Genomic DNA, 19620 nt, shown 5'->3' on the forward strand with positions numbered 1-19620 from the left:
CAATTACTTGAATTGTTTTCGATTTGGATTTTCGCCGCGTTGATCCCACGTTTTCACGCCCCAAAAGAGCCAAACACGGATTTTCGTTACAAAAACTGTAACAGAGCAATCACAGCCCGATGGTTTTCCATCCCCTGTCGCGGCAACGCGGGCGTTAATTCCGAGCTATGACTTTACATCTTACGCATTCCACGCAAGTCTTAGTCAGAAGGTAACAAGGCGTAGTGCATCGAATGTGCGCGTGACAAACACAGGAGAAGAAACATGAGCAGTGCTTCACTCGACGAAATTCAGGAACTGATCCAGAAGCTGTCGGGGGAACTCGGCGACATGTCCGAAGCCGCGTCGCGCCATATCGATGAATTGCATATGGCGGTAAATAACGTCGCATCGCACGTTCTGGCAATTGAAGCGATTCTCGCCCTTGTCGTGCAAAAGGTCGATATTGATGATGCCGCTGCGTTGCAGTGGATACGAGACAAGACCGCCGCTTTCGCCGAAGACAGCTCCGAAGGGTCGGCGGCCGAAGGCATCGCGCAAAGTTTGCTGGGTAAAGAATCCTGATACAACCGCGCTTTTAAGCCGGTCAGGCCAATGGCTTGCGGCGACGGTCCCTAAAAAGAAAGTCGGCTCCCTGTTAACGGTGAGCCGACTATCTTTATGTGTGCATCAGGGAAGACAGAACCTAGTTGGTACTTTGAAGCGAAGGTGCAGTTAACTTCGATGGCCTTGGCCCGCCTGCCGCCCAATCAAGCAACTGCACGGTATGGACGACTTTCAGATCGTCTGTTTCGATCTGGATCATGCAGCCAATATTGCCGGTTGCGACAAGGTCCGGGGTGGTGTTGCGGATATTTGCCCGTTTACGTTCCTGCAACTGACCAGCAATTTCGGGCTGTAGCAGGTTGTAAACCCCAGCCGAGCCGCAACACAGATGCCCCTCGGCGATCTCGGCGATGTCAAACCCGGCCATTTTCAAAAGATCGCGGGGTTGCCGGGTGATTTTCTGACCATGTTGCATCGAACAGGCCGAATGATAGGCCACGCGCGGATTGCCGTGGTCCGCCTTGGCAAACAGGGCGGGATCAACGTCAATCTGGGTCAGATATTCGGTGATGTCGCGCGCCAAGGACGAGATCGTTTTGGCCTTTTGGGCATAGGCCGGATCATGTGCCAGCATATGGCCATAATCCTTGACGGTTGTGCCACAGCCCGATGCGGTGATGACCACTGCATCAAGCCCCTCACCGGCCAGTTCTGCCGTCCATGCGTCAATATTGCCCTTGGCCTGATGATGGGATTTTTCTTCCTTGCCCATGTGATGGACAAGTGAGCCGCAACAGCCCGCACCCTTGGCAACAACGACCTCAATCCCAAGGCGGGTGAGGAGACGCACCGTCGCCTCGTTGATTTCGGTTTCAAGAACCTGTTGCGCACAGCCGGTCAGGATTGCCACCCGGCCCTTGCGTTTGCCAATGGCCGGGATGATTTGCGGTTTATCCACCCAGCTTGGTGTCGGCAGTGAACGCGCGCCCATCTTGACCATGCCCTTAAGCCGTCCGGGCATCAGTTTGGCAAACGGGGCGGCAAATTTTGCGCCGATCATGGACAGGCGAAACAGGGTTGGGCTGGGCACGACAATCGCCAACATTTTACGCAGAAGCTTATCACCCAAGGGCCGGTCATAGGTTTCTTCGATGTGGGCACGGGCATTATCAATCAGATGCATGTAATCGACACCCGACGGACAGGTCGTCGTGCACGACAGGCACGACAAACAGCGATCAAGGTGCTTCACCACCCGGTCGGTCGCCGGTTGATCGTTTTCGAGCATGTCCTTGATCAGATAGATCCGCCCCCGCGGGCTATCGAGTTCATCGCCAAGGGTCACAAAGGTCGGACAGGTCGCTGTACAGAAGCCGCAGTGCACACATTTGCGCAGGATCTGCTCACTTTCGGCGATCATCGGGTTTTCAAGCTGGGCGGCGGTGAAATTGGTTTGCATTATGCACCCTCCCCGTTTGCGCTCGGCGGGGAAAGTCGCCCCGGATTAAGGATACCTTCCGGGTCAAAGTTCTGTCTGAGCTTTGCATTGATCCGGGCCAAGGCCGCATTTTCCGGATGAAAGACAGCAATGCTTTCGCGCATTTTGGCCGGGGCACGCACAAGAACCGCCTGCCCGTCGGACGCCCCGGCAATATCGCGCACCTGATGTGCCATCGCATCTGATCCGGTGATCTGCAGCCAGATCAGGCCACCGGCCCAATCCATCATGACCCGGCCACCGGTAACATCCATCAAACGTTCGGCGACCGCACCGCCCGATGCAGGTGGTACCGAAACCCGCCATAACAGGCTGACGTCGCCAACGGGGACAAAGGGCTTCACATCTGCCACACAGTGCCAAAGATGCTGGCTGTAACTTTCGGCCAACGGGCGAGTTTCGCCGTATTGCGCCAGCAGTTTACACAGCGCTTCTGACCGCCACGAAACCGAGGGTGCGGGCCCTTCTATGCGCACGACAACCAGACCACTTCCCATTTCCTGCGCCAGCGGCACATCGAGTGATTTCACATCATCTGATGAAATCCATGCGGCGGCCGATACTTCGTTTTCGCTGCCCAGTGCGGCCGTCATGACCTTGCCTGCAATTTTGGGATCATCACAGGCAACAAGGATGCTGGCCGATTGTTCATCACACGGCATGACTTTCAAGTTCACCGTATGCATCACGCCCAATGTGCCAAACGATCCTGACATCAGTTTTGACAAATCAAACCCGGTGACATTTTTCATCACCCGCCCCCCGGATTTAAAATCCTCGGCCCGGCCCGAAACGGCTTCGAACCCCAACAGATGGTCACGGGCGGCCCCGACCTTGATCCGGCGTGATCCGGCGATATTGGTTGCGACAAGGCCGCCAATCGTTCCGGCGTCGGGCACAACATCATCGCCCAATAGGGCCGGAAAGTTTCCGGGCTCAAAGTGGAATTGCTGATTTCTCTCGGCCAAGGCAGCCTTTATTTCGGCCAATGGCGTACCAACACGCGCAGAAATCACCAATTCTTCCGGTTCATAGAACAGAATGCCCGACAGTTTGGAGCAATCGAGAATCGTGTGGGCCAAAACAGCATGGCCAAAGGCGCGTTTGCTGCCTGATCCGATGATTTCAAGCGGGGTCCTGGACCCAAGCGCCCAGCCAACCGCGTCACGCAGTTGATCCGGCGTGGTGGGGGAAAGTACATCCACCATAATATCTCTCTTCCTCTCCTGAGCTGTGCCAATCGGGGTTGCGGGAACCGGTTGGCCAGCCTTTGTTTTGTCGTTGGTCTTGTTTTGTCGCGTCTAAAAGCGCGGGATGGTCGGGAATTTGTCGGCAACCGCCTTGGCATGCAGGGTTTTAAGCTCCCCGCAGCCATGCAAGGTCGGGAAGACCTTGCCGGGGTTGAGCAACTGGTCCTCATCAAACGCCATTTTGATGCGTTCCTGATGTTTCATGTCGTCGGCTGTGAACATTTCGCCCATCAGGTCGCGCTTTTCGACGCCGATGCCATGTTCACCGGATAAAACGCCGCCGACCTCGACACAGAGTTTCAGGATGTCACCGCCAAAGGCCTCTGCACGTTCGAGGTCACCCGGTTTGTTGGCATCAAACATGATCAGGGGATGCAAATTGCCGTCACCGGCATGAAACACGTTTGCCACACCAAGCCCGTGACGCTGTGAGAGAACCTGCATGCCGGCCAAAACCTCGGCCAGACGGACACGCGGGATGGTGCCATCCATGCACATATAATCAGGCGAAATCCGGCCAATCGCCGGGAAGGCATTTTTGCGCCCCGACCAGAACAGAAGACGTTCTTCTTCGCTTTCGGAAATGCGCGAATAAACCGCACTGAAATCCTTGGCAATCTTGCCAACCCGTTCGATCAGATAATCAACCTCGACCTGCGGGCCATCAAGTTCGACCAGAAGCAGGGCTTCGACATCAAGGGGATATCCGGCATGGACAAAATCCTCGGTCGCCTTGATCGCCGGGGCATCCATCATTTCAAGTCCACCGGGAATGATCCCGGCTGCAATAATTGCGGCAACGCATTTTCCGCCTTCTTCAGACGAATTAAAGCCCAGAAGCAAGGCACGCGCCGTTTCGGGTTTGCGCAAAATGCGTACCGTTACCTCCGTCACAATGCCAAGCAACCCTTCGGATCCAGTGATAATGCCCAAAAGGTCGTAGCCGGTCTGGTCAAGCCCCTTACCGCCGACACGCAGGATTTCACCTTCGATCGTGACCATTTCAACGCCCAGCACGTTATTGGTCGTAAGCCCGTATTTAAGCGAATGCACCCCGCCGGAATTTTCCGCAATATTGCCGCCAATCGAACAGGCGATCTGGCTGGACGGGTCAGGTGCGTAATAGAACCCTTTGTGTTCGACCGCGCGCGAGATGCCAAGGTTGGTGACACCGGGCTGCACCACTGCCGCCCGGTTGTCCCAATCGATATCCAGCACACGGTTGAATTTCATCATACTAATCGTAATCGCATCGGCCATCGGCAAGGCCCCGCCCGAAAGACCGGTGCCCGCACCGCGTGGCACAACGCGGATTTTATGGGTATGACAATATTTCAGGATGGCTGCGACCTGCCCGGTGTTTTCGGGCAGGACCACAATCATCGGCAATTGCCGATAGGCCATCAAACCATCGCATTCATAGGGCCTGAGCTGATCCTCATCGACAATCACACCACCGGACGAGGGAATAATATCCCTCATGGCGGCAATGATATCCTTGCGACGAGCAAGCGTGTGTTGATCAGGCTCAGGCATCCTAAGCATCGGTGGTTTACTCCGTTAGTTCGATCAGCAAGTCCTTGCTGTCAACCTGTGTACCGGCAGGCGCGTGGATGGTTGCCACCGTGCCGTCCTTTTCCGCGTGAACTGCGGTTTCCATTTTCATGGCCTCAAGCGAGCACATCACATCACCGGCCTTGACCTTCTGGCCTTCGGCGACATGCACCTCGACCACAAGTCCCGGCATCGGGGCTGCGATGTGAAGTTTGTTGCCGTCTTCGGCCTTGGGGCGGACCTTGCCCGTGGCGGCAAGGGTTTTGTCGGCGACCTTGACCGTTCGGGGTTGACCGTTGAGTTCAAAGAACACCGTGCGTTGACCTTCGTCGTCACCGCCCTCGGACGTTGTCAGATAGCGAATGACAAGCGTTTTGCCCTTTTCCAGATCAACCGAGATTTCATCGTTCTGGTTCATCCCATAGAAAAAGACCGGGGTTGGCAGCACCGACACATCGGCGTTGTGGCTGCGGTGTTCGGCGTAATCAAGGAACACCTTGGGATACATCACATAGGATGCAACCTCCGCATCGCTGATGTTGCGATGGGTTTTCTTTTCGATCTCCTTGCGGGTCGCTTCGAAATCAATCGGTGGCAAAGACTTGCCCGGACGATCCGAAAGGGCTTCGCCGCCTTTGAGCACCTTGCGCTGCAAGGCGGGCGGGAAGCCGCCGACCGGCTGACCGATTTCACCGCGGAAGAAGGAAATCACGCTATCGGGGAAGGTAATGTCCTTTTTCGGATCAAGAACGTCTTCCTCGCTTAGTCCTGATGTCACCATCATAAGCGCCATATCGCCCACGACCTTGGAACTTGGCGTAACTTTGACGACATCGCCAAACATCTTGTTGACCGCTGCATAGGCCTTGGAAACTTCGGGCCAGCGATCATCAAGGCCCAGGGCACGTGCCTGTTGGCGCAGGTTGGTATATTGGCCACCCGGCATTTCATGGACGTAAACGTCCGATGTGCCGCTTCTGATATCGCTTTCAAATCCGGCGTAGTAGCGACGGATTTGTTCCCAATAGGTCGAAACTTCCTTAAGCGCCTCGGTATTCAGGCCCGGATCACGCGGCTGACCGATATAGTTGTTGGCGATGGAGCCAAGGTTTGGTTGGGACGTCAGACCTGACATCGAATCCATGGCGGCATCGACCGCATCCACCCCGGCATCAATGGCGGCAATCACCGTGGCGGCTGAAATACCGCTGGTGTCATGGGTGTGGAAATGGATCGGGATGTTGACCGTGTCTTTAAGCGCCTTGACCAGTTCGGTCGCCGCAGCCGGACGCAGCACACCGGCCATGTCCTTAAGCCCCAGAATATGGGCACCGGATTTTTCCAGCTCGCGCGCCATATTGACGTAGTAATCAAGGTTATATTTCGGGCGGCTTTTGTCGTAGATATCGCCGGTATAACAAATGGTCGCTTCGCAGAGTTTATCGGTTTTCAGTACCGATTCCATCGCGACCTTCATGTTTTCCACCCAGTTCAGGCTGTCAAACACCCGGAAGACATCCATGCCGTGCTCGGCGGCCTGCTTAACGAAGTAATCCACCGCATTATCGGGATAGTTCGTATAGCCGACCGCGTTTGAGGCACGCAAAAGCATTTGTGTGAGGATATTGGGAACCCGTTCACGCAGCTTGACCAGACGGTCCCATGGGTCTTCGTTGAGGAACCGCATGGCGACATCAAACGTCGCCCCGCCCCAGCATTCCAGTGAAAACAGTTCGGGCAGGCCATGCGCATAATAAGGCGCGATTGCCAGCATGTCATAGGTCCGCATGCGGGTGGCCAGCAGCGACTGATGGGCATCGCGCATGGTGGTATCGGTGATCAGAACCCGGTCCTGATCCTTCATCCAGCGTGAGAAACCTTCTGGGCCGAGTTGATCAAGTTTTTGCTTCGTGCCGGGACGAATTTCATCGAGATCAATTGATTTTGGCATCACCGGATCATGCAGATTGGTCGGGACAACGCGGCCTTCGACCTCTGGATTGCCATTGACCGCGACTTCACCGATGAAGCGCAGAAGACGTGTTGCACGGTCGCGACGGCGCACGAATTTAAACAGGTCGGGCGTTTCGTCAATGAACCGCGTGGTATATTCACCAGCCCGGAATTTCGGGTGATTGATCAGGTTTTCAAGGAACGCCAGATTGGTCGCAACACCGCGAATACGGAATTCACGCAACGCACGGTCCATGCGATCGACGGCCTCACGCGGGGTGCTGCCCCATGCGGTGACCTTTTCAAGCATGCTGTCATAAAACGGTGTGATCACCGCACCGGAATAGGCCGTGCCGCCATCCAGACGAATGCCAAACCCGTTGGCACCGCGATACACCTTGATGATCCCGTAATCAGGGACGAAGTTGTTTTCCGGGTTTTCGGTGGTGATACGGCACTGAAGCGCATGATCGCGCAGCTTGATTTTATCCTGCCACGGAATGCCGGTTTCCGATGGGAAACCGATCCGGCCGCCTTGCGCAATCAGGATTTGCGCCTTCACCAGATCAAAGCCGGTGACACATTCGGTCACGGTGTGTTCGACCTGAATACGGGGATTGACCTCGATAAAATAGAATTTGGATGTATCGACATCCATCAGGAATTCGACCGTGCCAGCATTTACATAGTTGGCGGCCTTGCCCAACCGGATGGCAGCATCGCAGATTTCCTTGCGCTGCGCGTCATCAAGATACGGTGCCGGGGCGCGTTCGACGACTTTTTGATTGCGGCGCTGAACCGAGCAATCACGTTCATACAGATGAACAAGTGTGCCGTGGTTATCGCCCAGAAGCTGTACCTCAACATGGCGGGCGCGGCGGATCAGTTTTTCGAAATAGACTTCGCCATTGCCAAAGGCGGCCTCGGCCTCACGCCGGGCACCGAGCACCTGATTGGACAGGTCCTTGCCATTTTCAATGACGCGCATACCGCGTCCACCGCCACCCCAGCTTGCCTTGAGCATCAGCGGGTAGCCGAGTTTTTCGGCAATCTTGGTGACTTCGGCCATGTCTTCGGGCAAGGCCGCGGATGCAGGCATCACCGGCACATCGGCGGTTTCGGCCAGATTACGCGCCGACACCTTATTGCCCAGAAGGCGCATCACATCAGAATCAGGGCCGATAAACTGAATGCCAGCCTCAGCACAGGCATCAGCGAATTCGGGGTTTTCCGACAGGAAACCATAGCCCGGATGGATGGCATCGACATCGGCATCGCGCGCAACGCGCAGGATATCCTCGATATCGAGATAGGCGCGAATGGGCTTGTTGCCCTTGCCCACGGTATAGCTTTCATCCGCCTTGAAGCGGTGAAGGGCAAAACGGTCTTCGTCGGAAAAAATCGCAACCGTACGAATGCCAAGTTCATTTGCAGCGCGCAAAACACGAATGGCGATTTCGCCGCGATTGGCGACGAGAAGTTTACGGATACGTTTTGGTGCTGAACGGTTCATATACACCGGGCTCCTACCAGATTTTTATGGCAGGAACGGCCTGTGCGCGCCTGCCAAAACCAAGTGAACGCCACGATATGGTCCCGGAATGCGTTGCGGTGCGGGATGCCTGCAACGCCATACCTAATGTGGCGGATCAGGATGCGCGCACCGATAAAACGCGTGCAGTGCATCCAAAGTTTTTGGCGCCCGGTGGGCAGGCGACGTTTATGATATATGCGCATTGCCCACCCCCTGTCAAAGCCTGATCCGTGAAATTGGTAATACCAATTTTGATAAATATAGGCCAGCGGGTTTTCACCATGTGGAAAATGGGCTGTAGTGCGCGCATATCCTCGCAGTTGAGAACCCGTGATCTTGCAGGGACTTTTGTGACAAATATGCTATTGTCCGGCCTTCGAAACCTTCCCCGCCGCCAAAACGGTCACGCCCATGCCGAAGCTTAATCTTCGACTAAAGTTTCTTTTGCTGTCCATTCTGCCGCTTGTTCTGGCCGCCAGTGCGATTTCATGGCTGGTGTTTGCCCAGGCCGAACGACTGGCCGAAGCCGAAATCAGGACGTTTGAACGCAACATCCTCAAAGCCCGCAAGGATGAGCTTAAAAGCTATCTTGAGCTGGCCATGGCATCGATTGACCATATCTATTCGGTGGCAAGCCCGCTTGATGCGGTGTCCAAGGAACGGGTCAAGGCGATCATTGAAGACCTGTCTTATGGCGAGGACGGCTATTTCTTTATCTATGACCGCGATGGCACCGCCCTTGTCGATCCGCCGCAACCCTGGCGGCTGGGCCGGACGTACTGGAATTTGCGCGATATCAACGGCAATTCGGTCATTCAGGGATTGATTTTCAATGCCGAAAAGGGTGGCGATTTCATGCGCCACGTTTGGGAAAAGCCATCGACAGGCGAACCGACGGAAAAGATATCCTACTCGCTGATGCTTGAAAAATGGGGCTGGATGATCGGCACGGGGATTTATATCGACGATATTTCCGAACAGGTCGCCGAAATTGAATCCGAGGTTTCCACCCACATTCGCGAAACTACCATTTCCATTATCGGAGTTACCATCCTTGCGGTGTTACTGGTCGGCATATCGGGCACGGTCGTGACGCTTTCGGAACGCAAACTGGCCGATTCCAAGCTTAAGGAACTGACCCATCGGGTTGTTGATGTTCAGGAACAGGAACGCCTGCGCGTTTCGCGTGAGTTGCATGACGGGATCAGCCAAATTCTGGTCTCAGTGAAATATTCCGTTGAAACCGCAATTGCGCGCATTGGGTCCCAATCAAGCCCGGCGGTCGAACCAATGGAAAAGGCGGCCAAACGCCTTCAGGATGCCATTCACGAAGTGCGGCGCATCTCACGTGATTTGCGCCCGGCTGTTTTGGATGACCTTGGCCTGAAACCCGCGATTGAGAGCATGTGTGCCGAACTTCAAGACCGGTCGGGCATGCGGATTGAAGTCAAATGCGACACCATCGACAACCAACTCGATATCGCCAAGAAAACCACGCTGTACCGTGTTTTGCAGGAAACGCTGACCAACATTGTCCGCCACGCCGATGCAACGGTTGTGACAATTTCGATCAAACGCGAAGGCCAAAGCGTTGTGATGCGGATTGGCGATAACGGGGTCGGGTTTGAGACCAACCGCTATATCCGCAACCGCGACCCGCGGGCTGGCATTGGTTTGCGCAACATGCGCGAACGCATGGAATTTCATGGCGGCGGGCTCAGCGTGCGCTCAGAACCCGATGATGGCACAAGGATAACTGCATTTATTCCGGCAAGTGCGCATAATGAACTACCCGACAAGACAATCAGCAGTTAGGGTCTGAACTCAATCTGCCTAATCACCTCAGAGAAAACACCTGCGACAGGAAGTAAGTTTCGACCGATGAACAATGCCAACCTTACCTATTCAGCCGAGCGCCCCATGCGCGTTCTTTTGTGCGATGACCACGCGCTTGTGATGGATGGCATCCGGTCGCGACTGGAATGCTTTGAGCATATCAACATCGTCGGCGAAGCAAGCAACGGTGTCGAGGCGCTGGCACTGGCGCGTGAACTGCAACCCGACATCGTTTTGATGGACATTTCGATGCCGGTGATGAACGGTCTGGAAGCCGCCGAAAAGTTCCGTGAAACCATGCCCGACACCAAGGTCGTCATTCTATCGATGCATGAAAATCCGGAATATCTGCGCACCGCACAGGAAGCAGGGGCACGGGGCTTTATCCTTAAAGACGTGTCGTCAAACGACATGGTGCGCGCGATTGAAACCATCGCCAATGGCGGGGAAGCCTATAGTTCGACCTTTGAACGGATCACGTCGGGCGAAGGCAGTAACAGCGATGGCGTGCCGTTAACAACCCGCGAACGTACAGTGTTGCGGCTTCTGGCGAAGGGTGCGAGCAACAAGCATGTCGCGCGCGAACTTGATATCAGCGTGCGTACGGTTGAAACCCACCGCCGCAACATCAAACGCAAACTTGATATCGACAGTTCTGCCGGACTGGTCCGCTATGCGATTGAAAAAGGTCTGGTGACGCTCGAAGGTTGAGCCTAGCGTGCTGCGCGGGGCAGAACCGTATCGAATGCCGAGTTCGGTCCGCATGCCCGTGACAGTTTGTCATACTGTTCCGGGGTATCGATGCGTTTGTGATCTTCGCGGCGGCTGCGATCAATATCGTTAAGGCGCCGTTTGAACTCACGGCCATATTCCGACAGCAACCGTTTGATCGACCGTGCGACATTTTCCCCCGACATCGGCGGCATTGCGGCAACCGTGCGGGTGATATCACCCACCATATCGTCAAGAGAGGCCTGAATATCGGCTTCCATCCCCTGATTGATTTTTACGTGTTCGCCTTCGTGGGCGTAAACGACATTATATTCACAGCTTCCGCGTTCAAGTTCGGATGCGACATAGACAAGATGTTTGACGACTTCGACCCGCGGATTAACCGTTACAGGGGTTAAGCAATACCGCCCAAAGCCGGCTTCGCGGGGCTCAAGACGCATGTTAAACGACGCACGCATTTCATATTCGGTCAGTCCGGTCACAAGATAGCGCGGACTGCCGCCTGCACGACTGTTAAGCCAGCGCACCGAGCGATGCCGGTCCAGCATCGGGTCCATCTGAATAAACTCAAGAGTCGTTGACGGCGTTTGCACCGGCCCGCAGCCACTGGTTTGGGCGACCGTGCGTTTGGGAAGCGCCAAAAGTGCAAACATCACACTTGCCACGACCATTACGGCAAGCACGTTCAGTCGGTTATGTTGCCCAAAAGCCGGCAAATGGCTTCTCCCGTTTCACTTATTTTAGGGGAAGGCCCCATTGTGCCAATCATATCTTCCTATCAGACATGGCTGACCCGATCCGCACACTCAACACACAATGGCGTGGTCGGGTCAAATTCCAGACGTTTGAGTTCAATATCGTCACCGCAGTTATGACAATGGCCGTATTGATCCTGATCCATCCGGATCAGTGTTTTTTCAATCCGGGTCAGTTCGGCGGCGCGACGGCGTTCCTGTTCAAGATGCATTTGCTGATTTTGTAGTGCGTCCATGCGTGACAGACGCCCGACCGCCTGTTGATCAAGCTCGACGGGCTTACGGTAATCTTCTGAATGGCTGGAATGTGCCAACAGCTCTGCGCGCCGGGTTTCAAGCCGTGTGCGCAGTTCAGCAAGATCAATATCTTTACGATCTGTCATCGCGAACCTCGTAATGTGTTGTTGTTCTTCTTTTCTTATATGGGGTGGGTCGTCGGTCTTTCGCCAACCCCTTTGTGCAGATTTAAAGTCGCGACCGGGGGCACACATATTCAGGTGCAATTTCCGCAGGCATCGACAAGCTTTTCCAATGCGGCCTTGGCTTCGGCATCATCCAGTCCTTCGGATTTGATTTTCTTCTGAATTTTGCAACAAAGCGCGGGTCCATCGGCAAACGGTTTGTCTGTCCAGAACGGTTTGGTTGTTGCGAAATATCCCGCCTGATCAAGGAATGAGACACCGTAATAATAGGCCGCCCCGACGGAATTATAGAAGGTCGGATCATCAATGAAACCGCCATCTGGCGTCATGGATTTGGTCAAACACCAGTCAAGAACCAGACCGATGTCATCTGATGCCGCCTTTTGCGATGCGTCATCGACCTGAGACCAGCCAAGGTCAAAGATCTTTGTCACATCGTAATTGTTGTGATTGTTGAAATTATCGTTGTGCTTCCAGCCAAAAGGATAAGCCTGATCGCGGATCGCAAGCGTGGTTGCAAAAATCTCCACCCATAAATCGACCTTGCCGTGCTGATAGGAAATATTATGGAACGTCAGGCTGAGGTCGGGGCTTTTCAACACACCATCCGACGCGGTTGCAAACCATCCGCCCCAATAGCCACTTTGCCCATCCTGCCAGTCATCGAGCCATTTCTTGTAGGCCGCGATATAGTCATCACTAAGATCAAAACCCTTCACATAGGTTTGGAAATAATCGCGAATTTCACTTTTAAAACACATCTGCGACAAGGTCGCGGTGACAGCCCCCAAGGCATCACGGCGATCCAACCCATCGGCAAAGATGTGGGACGTTTTCTGGCTTTCCAGCCACGCGACCATCTTTTGCGGTGTTGCAATCGGGGCGAGGAACAGGAACGGATATTGCGGCGCTTGTCCCTCATCGGCCAACGTATTGACCGCATCAATCATCGCATCGACCGTGAGGAACCATTGATCGTAGCAAGGTCCCCATGAACCATCGATTGCGACCTGCTGACTGGCCCAATCCTGATCAGGGTTATCAAGGGATTTTTTAAATTCCGCCAGTTTGACCGCCAGCGTTTTCCAGTCGGCGGTATAGGACAGCAACCATTTGCATTCGATCATTTGCTGATCGGATGCAGCCATGCTGTTTCCGGTTTTCTGGATCGCAATCAGCTTTTCCTGAAGCGGTGCAAGCTGTGCTTCAAATGTCGCCTGTTGCGACAGATAGTTGGCATCAAACGCACAAAACTGGTCTGAAATAAGTTGTTCGAAGTTGGTCATTGATTCCCCCTTGGCACCGTCGCAGGATGCACATCCATCACATAAACGGACAGGGCATCACGGTTGGCAAGGGATCAGAATGTCAAAGCCGTTGATAAATCCCAAGAAGTATCGACAACAATCACGCGGTGTCGATGTTGAGGTCCAACACCGACTGTTTTTATTCCTGCTATTCTTGCATCAGCCAGTTTCGGATTACACGAAGTGCCTGATCAGGATCTGTATCCACCAGTTTTCCAGCAACATTGGCTTTCCTGCGATCAATGCGTCCTTCAACACCGGCAACGGTAAAACCATCATCTTCGACGGTCGATGGCACCGACTGTACCGGGGTCACTGATGACGTATTGCGCAACCGGTCCTTTAAGACCGGGTCTGTACCGGGTTCATATTTCGGGATTGGCGCAGCAGGTTTTGGTCCATCCATAAATGAACCTGTTGAAGTGCTATTTTCCTGCTCTTTCGACGGTGCCATGAACCTGATATTCTCCACTGCGTTTGCACAATAGCACACTATGCGACTCGTTACCTGCTTGACGGGCCCAATGCATGGTAACTGCCATTTACCCGCAAAGTTCCTAATTTAGCTGTTATTGAACTTTAGTTTAATAACCTATTTATGGCGCAGTGCCACATGAGCGCAGCGCAAAGTTGCAAGTAAGCTGCTACGGCTCTAGCGCATATTTCTAAAGTGATCCGTCACCACCAGTTTCTGTGGCTTTAACAGCCTGTAATGTGAAGCCACAGCCGAAGAAAACTATGTGCAGCGCAGTTAAACTGCAGATTTTCCGAATGATTTTTACGCTAAAGAATCATACCAGAGTCATTTTAGGGTTTAATTCACAGACTGCTCTATTTACCTTTTAGCTCCCACGCAGTATCCACCACCTTTGGATAGCACAATAGATACGTTCGGACATTAAAGTACGACGATAGGGGTATCGGGAATTGGTCAGACACTACACATACATCTTGTTTGGCATCTTGTTTGGCGTTTTGGCGGTCATGCTGATTGACCTGCCAAAGTCAGATGCTGCTGATTTTGGCGAAGCCCCGATGCTTGAAACCCAAGTCAAGGACGGCACGTTGCCGCCGGTTGATCAGCGTCTTCCGACGACACCGATGATCGTGACCCCGAACGACAAAGCGGGCGTTTATGGCGGCACATGGAAGATGGCCCAGCGCGACCAGCGCGACCATGCACTTCTGATCCGCAACATTGGCTATGAACCACTTCTGCGCTGGACACCGCAATGGACGACAACAGTGCCCAATGTCGCGTTGTCCTTTCAACCCAGCAGCGATGCCACAGAGTTTTTCTTTCGTCTGCGTCCGGGCATGCGGTGGTCTGACGGCGCGCCGTTTGGCGTTGATGACATTATTTTCTGGTACGAAGACATCCTGAACAACCCGGCCTTTGCCGAAAATCTGCCCGAATGGCTAAATTCCGATGGCAATCCAGTAACAGTCGATAAAATCGATGAAACGACTGTCGCATTCCGGTTTAGTACCCCTTATGGCCTTTTCCCGACCGCCCTTGCCCGCCCCGAAGGGGTTGAGCCGGTGAGTTATCCCGCCCACTTTCTAAAACCGCTGTTGCCGAAATATAATGCCAACGCGGATGAAGAAGCACGCGCGCAAGGATTTGCAGGTTGGAAAGAACGGTTTATCGCCATTTTTGGCGTTCCCGGAACGATTGACGACCCGAGCCGTTGGCAAAATCCGGACGTTCCCACGCTGAATGCGTGGGTTCTGACCGGCATCTACGGCGAAGATGATCCACTGATCGCCAAACGTAACCCGTATTACTGGAAAATCGATCCTACCGGACGTCAACTGCCCTATATTGATCAGGTATCATTCACGTTGGTGTCGTCAAAAAGTGCGGCAGGTGATGCCGCCATTGCCGGACAGGTCAATATGCAGGAACGTCACGTCAGCACACGTGCCGACGAAGTTCTGGCAGCCAATGATGACCTGCAGCCGTTTACATTAATTGAAAGCGACATGAATGCGCTGACCTTGTCCTTGAACCTTAATGACAAGGACACTGTTCTGCGCAAGATTTTCCAGAACAAGAACTTCCGCATAGCCCTGTCCCACGCCATCGACCGCGAAGCCATCATTGGACGCTTCACCCCCGGAGCCCTGCCCCATCAAGCGGCACCACGTCCCGAAAGCCCGCTGTATCATACGGTTCTCGCCCGGCAATTCATCAATCATGATCCCGAGCTGGCGACAGACTATCTGGCAAAGGCAAACCTGACACATAGAGACGACGAAGGTTTCCTTCTGCGCCCCGATGGCAAGCGTCTGTCGTTTACGATTGATACAGAGGGGTCCGACCGCTTTGATATGCTCAATGCCGTTGTCCAATACTGGCGCGACATTGGCATTGATGTCACTGCACGCAATCTTGCCCGTGATGTTTTTGTCGCAAACCGTCAAAACAACAATCATCACGCCAGTGCATGGGGTGGTGATGGCGGCCTTGATGCCATGGTGATCCCGATCAACTACCTTCCGGTATCTGCGGAATCTTCGTGGTTCGCAACCGGCTGGTCCAATTGGTATGCCAACCCCGAAAGCCCCAGTGCAATCACCCCGCCAGAAGCCGTTCAGAAGCAACTTGCGCTTTATGATCAGCTAAAGGCCACGGCAAATGCAGAAAAACAAGCGCAACTCATGCGCGATATTCTCGACATCAGCGTCGATCAGTTTTACGTTATGGGAATTGCGCTTCCGCTTAATCGCAAAGGCGTGGTTGCCAAGAACTTTCATAACGTTCCCAAGATCATGCCTGCTGCCTGGAGCTATGCAACGCCGGCACCTACAAATCCTAGTCAGTACTACATAGATTAGGAAGATAAGATGTGTCACTCTACGGAGTGAGGACAGGGGGAAAATAACCGCGTGAAGAAGCTGTTGGACCGGATGATCGGCAGTCTGGTTTTCAAGATCGCACTTTCGATTGTGATCGTTGAAACCATTCTGCTCGGGCTTTTTGGCGGGTATTATGTTCAGTATTTTGGGGCGGAAATTGATCGACGCATTGCCGAACAAATCAGCGCACCCGGTCGATTAATTCAGGACGAGCAGCTTAAAATCTCGGTCATCAGCGATCCAGAGCAGATGGAACTTCTGCTGGGTCCGCATGTGCAGGAGGCAATGGCGATCGGTTTTGATGGAACCATCTATCACACGATGGATCCCATGATGATCGGCCGTTCGGTCAAGGACCTGCCCGATTTCCCCAAGGATGAATTGCGCGCCGACATGACCGAGGAGGTCCTGTTTACCAGCGATGACAGCAGTGGCCGCAACATGGTCAGTATCACCCCGCTGTTTACGCTTAATGCCAATCAGCCGTTTATGTATGCCTATTTCAAGGTATCGACCCAAGGCCTTGAAGCAAGCCAGCGGCAGATGCAGTCGGTTTTGCTCATTGGTTCTGCCATGTGCATCTTGCTGACATCGGCACTGATTTTTCTGTTTACCCAGCAAACCGTGCTTAAGCGCCTGATTACAGCAGCCCAGTTTGTGAATAACATCCAGATTGGCAAGCTAAGTTCACGGCTGACCCCGATGGGGCGGGACGAAATCGGCACGCTGGAACGCGGCCTTAATGCCATGGCCGAAAGCCTTGAGCGACGCACCCTCCAACATCAGATCGCGCAGGACGCCTTACGCGATAGCGAAGAACGCTTTCGCGATTTCACCCTGTCATCGGCCGACTGGTACTGGGAAATGGGGGCGGACCTTAAAATCGCTTTTGCGTCCTATAAATTCTATCAGCTGATCGAAGAAATCAACGGATCGCCGCAGGGCCAGTCTTTTGACAAACTGGGACTTCATTCCGAAGATCAGGATGGATGGCGGTATCTTAATTCGCGCTTGTCGGCCCATATGGCGTTCCAGAACATCGAATTTTCATGGACATCGCGCCAAGGCGAAAAGCATTTCGGGCGCATCAATGGTGTTCCGGTCTTTGAACTTGATGGCACGTTCAAAGGGTATCGCGGTACGGGCAGTGACATTACATCACAACGCCGGGCAACCGAGGAACAGCAGGCACTGCAACGCCAATTGGCAACGTCGCAGAAGCTTGAGGCTGTTGGGCAAATGGCCGGTGGGGTTGCGCATGAATTTAACAACTGTCTTGCGGGTATTTTGAGTTTTGCCGAAGTTGCACGTGCCAAGATCGACAACCCGGATCGCGTAAAAGAATACCTTGATCACGTGATTTCACTGGGTGAGCGCGCCACCAGTGTTGCCGATCAGCTTTTGATGTTCTCGCGCCGTCGCATTGATCAGCCAACCAATGTCCGTGTGTACAGCGTATTTTCCGAGATGGAAAAGCTGCTGATCACGTTGCTTGAACACCGGATTGAACTTCAGATCTGGTCGAACGAGCCGGAGCTTCACACCCGCGTTGACCCGACACAGCTTTCAGCTTGCCTGTTGAACCTTGCGATCAATGCCCGCGATGCCATGCCTGACGGTGGCACACTGCAAATTTCGTCGCGCAGTGTTGAGATTGCGCCGTTGGCACAACGCACCGGCGATGATGACGAGGAAACCTATCCCGATAATGTTTCTGGAAAGTTTGTAGTCATCACAGTGCAGGATACTGGCATGGGCATCCCTGATGATATTCTGGAAAACATTTTCGAACCGTTCTTTTCTACCAAAGAGCCGGGCAAGGGGACGGGGCTTGGACTTTCGATTGTTCATAACTGGGTCGAAGAGGCCCATGGCTTTATCAATGTCGAAACCGTCGAAGGCGAAGGGACAACCTTCTTGGTCTATCTACCGCACGTCGAAGCCACCGAGGAAGCAACCCAGTCAAAAGACGTGATCGATAGCATTCCGGGCAATGGCGAACGCATTCTGGTGGTTGATGATGAACAGTCGTTGCGCACAACTGCGGGCATCATCCTTGAGGATGCCGGATTTAAGGCCGTTTCGGCCAAAAGCACCGAAGAGGCGCTTGAAATCCTTAAATCCACCGACGACACCAACAAGATCGACGTGATCCTGACCGATGTTGTCATGTCAGGGCGCAGTGGCCCGCAATTGATCATCGAAGCATTGCGCCAAAACCCGCAATACGCTGTTGTCTTTATGTCCGGCTTCCCTGCACGGTCGCGCAAGGAGCTTGATAAGCTTCTGGGCAATTATGTGTTTATCAAAAAGCCCTTCCGCCCGGCACAACTTCAAAAAGCCATCCACGATGCCCTGGCACTTCGCGCTGAGCGCCAAAGCACCTAAGGGAAATCGACGAAAACAGGCCTCGCACTGGTTTTTGGGGTCGAGTCTTGGGGCTTTGCTACACTTTTTTGGCCGATATCTTGGCAAAAGGTTAAAAAATTCTTTCCATTTTGACCGTGCGAAATCGTTGTATTGCACGTGGTTACACACCCCCATTTGCACGGGGCTTGCCCAAGTGTGACAGCCATCACATTTTTTGACATACTGAACTCATACTCTAGGAGCTAGAGATTTAATCACCTCCTGCGATGGGTAAATATCCCCTTCCGGTAATGTAATGAGGTCAGAATGGTTGGTTCAGTTCAGGGTTCAGGATTAAGTGCCGCAGCACAGGCTGTTAACGAGGCGATTACGCCGCAAGGTGGCGCAAGCCCGTCACTGCCGTTTGCCGCCGCTGAAGGTGCGATTAACAAGGCAACCAGCCTTGCCAAAACCATTGGTTCTATTGTGACAGAACACCAGCCGCTCGAAACGCGCGGCGCACGCGGTACGAATGTTAATATCCTAACGTGATTTTCCCTCTCGTTAGCTTCCTCCAGGGTGGCAGTCGCCACCCTTTTTTCTGTCTAAACGGCAAGCAGCCATCGCAAGCGTCCTGTTCATGACAAACCACGACACACATGGTACGATCAGGCAGTTTAAAACCTGAACCACATTGTCAGCGGTAAGATGCCCACCAATAGAATTGGTACTGGAACATCCCAAACAGGCCTGCAGGATGCGCGCACGACCCGACAGGATGGCGCGTTGCGCGCCCGTGGGCGTATGCCATCACTTCCCGATCAGCCATCACCTGACAGCTTTATCGCCGCCCAGCTTGCGCGCCTGCGCAATCTGATCGCCACCGATCAGATCGACCACAATGCCCGGCGTGGTACGTATCTCAATATCCTGCTTTAGAGCGCGCGCCTTTACGCGGCACCCTATAAAAAGGCGGGCCATTTCTGACCCGCCTTTTTGCATCCCCGACCGTTGCCGGCAAA

The 19620-nt window shown here is 53.7% G+C and carries 16 protein-coding genes; 8 read left to right on the forward strand and 8 right to left on the reverse strand.

The features are described 5' to 3' along the window. Positions 1-264 precede the first annotated feature (264 nt). Positions 265-564, forward strand: a complete 300-nt coding sequence (locus AC0VXT_RS17900; protein WP_102783384.1) for a hypothetical protein — start codon at positions 265-267, stop codon at positions 562-564. 121 nt (positions 565-685) lie between these two features. Here AC0VXT_RS17900 and glcF read toward each other — a convergent pair whose 3' ends face one another. From glcF to pyc, 4 genes are all read right to left on the reverse strand, one after another. After that, positions 686-2005 carry a glycolate oxidase subunit GlcF gene (glcF, locus tag AC0VXT_RS17905; protein ID WP_475546495.1) on the reverse strand — a complete coding sequence of 440 codons (1320 nt, stop codon included), beginning with the start codon at positions 2003-2005 and terminating at the stop codon, positions 686-688. Then, entirely contained in the window at positions 2005-3252 is a 1248-nt protein-coding gene (locus tag AC0VXT_RS17910) for an FAD-binding protein (protein WP_475546496.1), read from the reverse strand. Before AC0VXT_RS17910 ends, glcF begins: the two co-directional genes overlap by 1 nt. 93 nt (positions 3253-3345) lie before the next feature. Further along, entirely contained in the window at positions 3346-4830 is a 1485-nt protein-coding gene (locus AC0VXT_RS17915; protein ID WP_475548595.1) for an FAD-linked oxidase C-terminal domain-containing protein, read from the reverse strand. 16 nt (positions 4831-4846) lie between these two features. Continuing rightward, a complete protein-coding gene (pyc, locus tag AC0VXT_RS17920; RefSeq protein WP_475546497.1) occupies positions 4847-8314 on the reverse strand; it encodes a pyruvate carboxylase in 3468 nt (1155 codons plus the stop codon). Between pyc and AC0VXT_RS17925 the strand changes: the two genes are divergently transcribed. From AC0VXT_RS17925 to AC0VXT_RS17935, 3 genes are all read left to right on the forward strand, one after another. Beyond that, entirely contained in the window at positions 8299-8562 is a 264-nt protein-coding gene (locus tag AC0VXT_RS17925; RefSeq protein ID WP_475546498.1) for a hypothetical protein, read from the forward strand. The two genes, pyc and AC0VXT_RS17925, sit on opposite strands and share 16 nt — an antisense overlap. A gap of 184 nt (positions 8563-8746) precedes the next feature. Beyond that, positions 8747-10150 (forward strand): cache domain-containing protein, encoded by a 1404-nt coding sequence (locus AC0VXT_RS17930; RefSeq protein WP_101298891.1) that lies wholly within the window; start codon positions 8747-8749, stop codon positions 10148-10150. 66 nt (positions 10151-10216) lie between these two features. Continuing rightward, entirely contained in the window at positions 10217-10882 is a 666-nt protein-coding gene (locus AC0VXT_RS17935) for a response regulator transcription factor (RefSeq protein ID WP_475546499.1), read from the forward strand. Between the two features lie 2 nt (positions 10883-10884). Here AC0VXT_RS17935 and AC0VXT_RS17940 read toward each other — a convergent pair whose 3' ends face one another. The 4 genes from AC0VXT_RS17940 to AC0VXT_RS17955 form a co-directional block, all read right to left on the reverse strand. Further along, entirely contained in the window at positions 10885-11619 is a 735-nt protein-coding gene (locus AC0VXT_RS17940) for a hypothetical protein (protein WP_475546500.1), read from the reverse strand. A 62-nt stretch (positions 11620-11681) separates the two neighbouring features. Next, a complete protein-coding gene (locus AC0VXT_RS17945) occupies positions 11682-12041 on the reverse strand; it encodes a TraR/DksA family transcriptional regulator (RefSeq protein ID WP_475546501.1) in 360 nt (119 codons plus the stop codon). Positions 12042-12151: 110 nt separating this feature from the next. Beyond that, on the reverse strand, positions 12152-13366 hold the full coding sequence (locus tag AC0VXT_RS17950) for a hypothetical protein (RefSeq protein WP_475546502.1): 1215 nt from the start codon (positions 13364-13366) through the stop codon (positions 12152-12154). 169 nt (positions 13367-13535) lie between these two features. Continuing rightward, entirely contained in the window at positions 13536-13841 is a 306-nt protein-coding gene (locus tag AC0VXT_RS17955) for a hypothetical protein (protein WP_475546503.1), read from the reverse strand. A 473-nt stretch (positions 13842-14314) separates the two neighbouring features. On the opposite strand from AC0VXT_RS17955, the gene AC0VXT_RS17960 reads away from it, so the two are divergent. The 4 genes from AC0VXT_RS17960 (at position 14315) to AC0VXT_RS17975 (ending at position 19537) form a co-directional block, all read left to right on the forward strand. Then, positions 14315-16228 (forward strand): ABC transporter substrate-binding protein, encoded by a 1914-nt coding sequence (locus tag AC0VXT_RS17960; RefSeq protein ID WP_475546504.1) that lies wholly within the window; start codon positions 14315-14317, stop codon positions 16226-16228. Between the two features lie 51 nt (positions 16229-16279). Continuing rightward, positions 16280-18637, forward strand: coding sequence for an ATP-binding protein (locus tag AC0VXT_RS17965; RefSeq protein WP_475546505.1), 2358 nt, complete (start codon positions 16280-16282; stop codon positions 18635-18637). Between the two features lie 288 nt (positions 18638-18925). Next, positions 18926-19150 carry a hypothetical protein gene (locus AC0VXT_RS17970; RefSeq protein WP_022730918.1) on the forward strand — a complete coding sequence of 75 codons (225 nt, stop codon included), beginning with the start codon at positions 18926-18928 and terminating at the stop codon, positions 19148-19150. Between the two features lie 156 nt (positions 19151-19306). Beyond that, positions 19307-19537 carry a hypothetical protein gene (locus tag AC0VXT_RS17975; protein WP_022730917.1) on the forward strand — a complete coding sequence of 77 codons (231 nt, stop codon included), beginning with the start codon at positions 19307-19309 and terminating at the stop codon, positions 19535-19537. Positions 19538-19620: the final 83 nt, after the last annotated feature.

The sequence above is a fragment of the Thalassospira sp. Z349TD_5 genome (assembly GCF_056173045.1).

Coding starts and splice junctions, on each gene's coding strand:
- AC0VXT_RS17975 (WP_022730917.1), top strand. CDS start 19,307: ATGCCCACCAATAGAATTGGTACTGGAACATCCCAAACAGGCCTGCAG.
- AC0VXT_RS17945 (WP_475546501.1), bottom strand. CDS start 12,041: ATGACAGATCGTAAAGATATTGATCTTGCTGAACTGCGCACACGGCTT.
- AC0VXT_RS17955 (WP_475546503.1), bottom strand. CDS start 13,841: ATGGCACCGTCGAAAGAGCAGGAAAATAGCACTTCAACAGGTTCATTT.
- AC0VXT_RS17915 (WP_475548595.1), bottom strand. CDS start 4,830: ATGCCTGAGCCTGATCAACACACGCTTGCTCGTCGCAAGGATATCATT.
- AC0VXT_RS17970 (WP_022730918.1), top strand. CDS start 18,926: ATGGTTGGTTCAGTTCAGGGTTCAGGATTAAGTGCCGCAGCACAGGCT.
- AC0VXT_RS17950 (WP_475546502.1), bottom strand. CDS start 13,366: ATGACCAACTTCGAACAACTTATTTCAGACCAGTTTTGTGCGTTTGAT.
- AC0VXT_RS17935 (WP_475546499.1), top strand. CDS start 10,217: ATGAACAATGCCAACCTTACCTATTCAGCCGAGCGCCCCATGCGCGTT.
- AC0VXT_RS17900 (WP_102783384.1), top strand. CDS start 265: ATGAGCAGTGCTTCACTCGACGAAATTCAGGAACTGATCCAGAAGCTG.
- AC0VXT_RS17930 (WP_101298891.1), top strand. CDS start 8,747: ATGCCGAAGCTTAATCTTCGACTAAAGTTTCTTTTGCTGTCCATTCTG.
- glcF (WP_475546495.1), bottom strand. CDS start 2,005: ATGCAAACCAATTTCACCGCCGCCCAGCTTGAAAACCCGATGATCGCC.
- pyc (WP_475546497.1), bottom strand. CDS start 8,314: ATGAACCGTTCAGCACCAAAACGTATCCGTAAACTTCTCGTCGCCAAT.
- AC0VXT_RS17910 (WP_475546496.1), bottom strand. CDS start 3,252: ATGGTGGATGTACTTTCCCCCACCACGCCGGATCAACTGCGTGACGCG.